General features: G+C 73.7%; 5 protein-coding genes and 1 pseudogene. 5 read left to right on the top strand and 1 reads right to left on the bottom strand.

All coding sequences use genetic code 11. The annotated features are described in order from the left end of the window. From ABZ914_RS49090 to ABZ914_RS49110, 5 genes and pseudogenes are all read left to right on the top strand, one after another. Nucleotides 1-301 (top strand): annotated as a pseudogene (locus tag ABZ914_RS49090) (hypothetical protein); the annotation flags it as partial. A gap of 41 nt (nt 302-342) precedes the next feature. Then, on the top strand, nt 343-768 hold the full coding sequence (locus tag ABZ914_RS49095; protein WP_500201482.1) for a roadblock/LC7 domain-containing protein: 426 nt from the start codon (nt 343-345) through the stop codon (nt 766-768). Continuing rightward, complete coding sequence (locus ABZ914_RS49100; protein ID WP_500201478.1) at nt 765-1,130, top strand: DUF742 domain-containing protein; 366 nt, start codon at nt 765-767, stop codon at nt 1,128-1,130. The genes ABZ914_RS49095 and ABZ914_RS49100 overlap by 4 nt, the downstream gene beginning before the upstream one ends. Next, nucleotides 1,111-1,701, top strand: coding sequence for a GTP-binding protein (locus ABZ914_RS49105; RefSeq protein ID WP_500201479.1), 591 nt, complete (start codon nt 1,111-1,113; stop codon nt 1,699-1,701). Before ABZ914_RS49100 ends, ABZ914_RS49105 begins: the two co-directional genes overlap by 20 nt. Nucleotides 1,702-1,773: 72 nt before the next feature. Beyond that, nucleotides 1,774-2,355: a GAF domain-containing protein gene (locus ABZ914_RS49110; protein ID WP_500201480.1), complete on the top strand. Its 582-nt coding sequence runs from the start codon at nt 1,774-1,776 to the stop codon at nt 2,353-2,355. Nucleotides 2,356-2,479: 124 nt separating this feature from the next. Here ABZ914_RS49110 and ABZ914_RS49115 read toward each other — a convergent pair whose 3' ends face one another. Further along, nucleotides 2,480-3,052 (bottom strand): dihydrofolate reductase family protein, encoded by a 573-nt coding sequence (locus ABZ914_RS49115; RefSeq protein WP_500201481.1) that lies wholly within the window; start codon nt 3,050-3,052, stop codon nt 2,480-2,482. Nucleotides 3,053-3,225 lie beyond the last annotated feature (173 nt).

The following is a 3,225-nucleotide window of genomic DNA, read 5'->3' on the forward strand; positions in this document are numbered from 1 at the left end:
GGAACCCGCGCCCGCAGCCCCCCACCGGCCCGCGGCGCCCACATGGGAGACCGGGCCGCAGCCGCCGATGCCGGTCCAGGCCGCCGGGCCCGCCGTCCCGCAGCCGGACGGCGAGCGGCCGGAACTGCCGCGCCGCCAGGCGCAGAAGCACCTGTCGCCCGAACTGGCGAACGCCCCCGTCCATCGGGAGCCCGACCAGGAGGCAGAGCACAATCCGGGATTGATGGCGGCATTCCAAAAGGGCATGCGCAGCGCCCTGGAGAATGACGGCGCCGTGGACGGTCCGGACACCGGGAAATGACGAGCCCACCAGGAAATGACGAGGAGCTCCCATTGAATGCTGTGTCCCCGAACGAGGCGCAGGATCTCGCCTGGCTATTGCGGGGGCTGGGCGACGAGGTCCCGGCCATCCGCGGCAGCGTGCTGCTGTCCGCCGACGGCATGCTGAAAGCGGCCCACGGATTCGACCGCACCAGCGCGGAGCAGATGGCCGCGCTCGCCTCCAGCCTCTTCTCCATCGCCCGGAGCGCCGGCACCAGATTCGACGGGAGCAACGAGGTCCGGCAGGTCGTCGCCGAACTCCGGTCGAGCCAGCTGTTCATCTCCTGGGCCGGCTTCAACTCCGTGCTCGCGGTGATGACGAGCGCGGACGCCGACCCGGCCGTCGTCGGATTCGAGATGGCCCGGCTGATCCGCGCGGTGCGGCCCTTCCTGCACACCGCGGCGCGGCCGGCGGCCGCGGCGGACGACCGAGCCCCCTCGCCATGACCGCCGGCGGCGAGGAGATCTGGGTCGACGCCGCCGCCGGGCCGCTCGTGCGCCCGTACACGGTGACCGCCGGCCGCACCCGACCGACCGTCCGGCTCGACCTGCTGTCGCTGGTGGTGGCGACCGGCCGGCGTCCCCGCGAGCTGGCCCCGGAGCACGCCGAGGCGCTCGCCTGCTGCCGCGCGCCGACGTCGGTCGCCGAGGTCGCGGCGCACCTGCGGCTCCCCGTGACCGTCACCAAGGTCCTCCTCGCCGACCTGCTGGACTGCCGCGCCATGACCACGCAGGCGCGGCGCACCGCGGCCGACCCCACCGACCGAGCCCTCCTGGAGAAACTGCTCGATGGCCTCCAACGAGCCTGACGCGTCCGCGCCGTCCGCGACGCAGGTCAAGATCCTCATCGCGGGCGGGTTCGGCGTCGGGAAGACGACGTTCGTCGGCGCCGCCAGCGAGATCGAGCCGCTGAACACCGAGGAGCTCATCACCACGGCCAGCGCCGGCTCCGACGACCTCGGCGGGATCGAGGGCAAGTCCACCACCACCGTGGCCCTCGACTTCGGCCGGATCACGATCGAGCAGCACGGCATCGTGCTGTACCTGTTCGGCACGCCCGGCCAGCAGCGCTTCTGGTTCATGTGGGACGAGCTGTCCGCGGGCGCGCTCGGCGCGATCGTGCTCGCCGACACCCGCCGGCTCGAGGACTGCTTCGACGCCGTCGACTTCTTCGAGAACCGCGGGACCCGCTTCCTCGTCGCGGTCAACGAGTTCGACGGCGCGTTCCGCTACGCCCCGGACGAGGTCGGCGCCGCGCTCGGGCTCGACCCGCGGGTGCCGATCGTCCTCTGCGACGCGCGGGACGGCGGCTCCGCGACGGCGGTGCTGCGGGCGCTGATCCGCCATCTCCTCGTCGCCGTCCCGTCCGCCGCCGTCTGACACCGCTTCCGTCCGGCACCGCCGCCGTCCGACCCGCCTCCCCTCCAGCGCTGACCCGCCCCAGGAGCCCCCGTGATCCAGGACCCGCTCTACGAACCGTCCGGCCACCTGCTGACGCCCGTCGACCCCGAGGTGCCCCAACGGGTCGTGCGGCTGCGGGAACTGCGGCTCGGGCAGGCCCCGGACGCCGAGTTCGACGCGTTCGCCCGCGACCTCGCCGAGGCCGCCCGGCACCTCGCCGGCACCGACCTCCCGCCGTTCGCGATGGTGAACTTCGTGACCGACCAGCAGTACCTCGGCGGTTTGTACGCGCCGCGGCAGCCGGGCGCCGACCCGGCCGACGCCGTCGAGCTGGGCCGCGAGGCGCCGCTGGACCACGGCTACTGCCCGCACGTCGTCGTGCGGCGCAAGGCACTGGTCCTGGACGACGTGTGCGACTACCCGCGGTTCGCCGGCAACCCGGTCGTCGACAAGCTCGGCATCCGCACCTACGTCGGCGCTCCCCTCATCGACCGGACGGGAACGGTGCTCGGCACGATCTGCGTCATCGACCGCGAGCCGCGCCCCTGGGGCCATGCCGGGCTCGACCTCATCAAGGAGCGGGCCGCGGACCTGATGCAGGTGATTCGCCGACGCGAGGAACGGCTGGGCTGACCCCCAGGGAGCGCGGTCACGACCGCCGCGGCAGCCCCGGCCAGGCCCGGCGCGCCCGCGGGATCGAGAAGATCATTCATCATGGCGTCGGCTCTCATGGACGGGTCTGTGAGAGTTGCGGCCGCTAGGGCGCCGGCACCGGGCCGGTCTCGCGCCCGTAGCGCGAGAGGACGGCGGCGCCGGTCCGCTCGGCCGACAGGCATTCCAGGTACGCGGGCGGCCCGCCGGCCGGGAACAGCCGCTCGCCGGTGCCGAGGACGGTCGGGAAGGTCAGCAGCCGGTACTCGTCGACGAGGTCCTCGGCCATCAGCGCCCGCACGACGCTCAGGCTGCCGGTGACGACCACGTCGCGGCGCTCGCCGCGGATGGCCTCCGCGAGGCCGCCCTGGAGGACCCGCGAGTTCTGCCACGCGGAGGCGTCGGCGAGCGTGCGGGAGGCCACCAGCTTCGGGACCGCGTTCATCCGCGCGGAGAACGGGTCGTCGCGGCCCGGCCACAGCCGCGAGAACAGCTCCCAGGTCCGGCGCCCCAGGAGCATGACCCCGTCGTCGAGGACGGCGCCGAGCCGGAACTTGTCCCCGGCGACCGTTCCGGGGCCGTGCCGGAACGCCCAGCCGCCGTGCGGCGTGCCGCCGGATCCGTCCGGGTCGGACACGATGCCGTCGAGGGTGACGAACTCGATGACGATGACGCTCACGATGGTGTTCCTCTCGGTCGGTGCTCGCCGGTACTTACCGGCGGCGCCGCCCGGACTCATCGCTCGCGGCCCGACTTCTTTCTCGCGGCCCGACCTGCTGCCCGCGATCCGACTTGTTGCTCGCGGCCCGACGAGCCGCCCGCCGCCCGGATCGCCGCCGGGGCCGCGATACC

The sequence above is a fragment of the Spirillospora sp. NPDC046719 genome (assembly GCF_040645715.1).
Taxonomy (GTDB): Bacteria; Actinomycetota; Actinomycetes; order Streptosporangiales; family Streptosporangiaceae; genus Spirillospora.

What these genes read in the sequence shown, in the direction of transcription:
- ABZ914_RS49100 (WP_500201478.1), top strand. Translation starts at nt 765, where the DNA reads ATGACCGCCGGCGGCGAGGAGATCTGGGTCGACGCCGCCGCCGGGCCG.
- ABZ914_RS49105 (WP_500201479.1), top strand. Translation starts at nt 1,111, where the DNA reads ATGGCCTCCAACGAGCCTGACGCGTCCGCGCCGTCCGCGACGCAGGTC.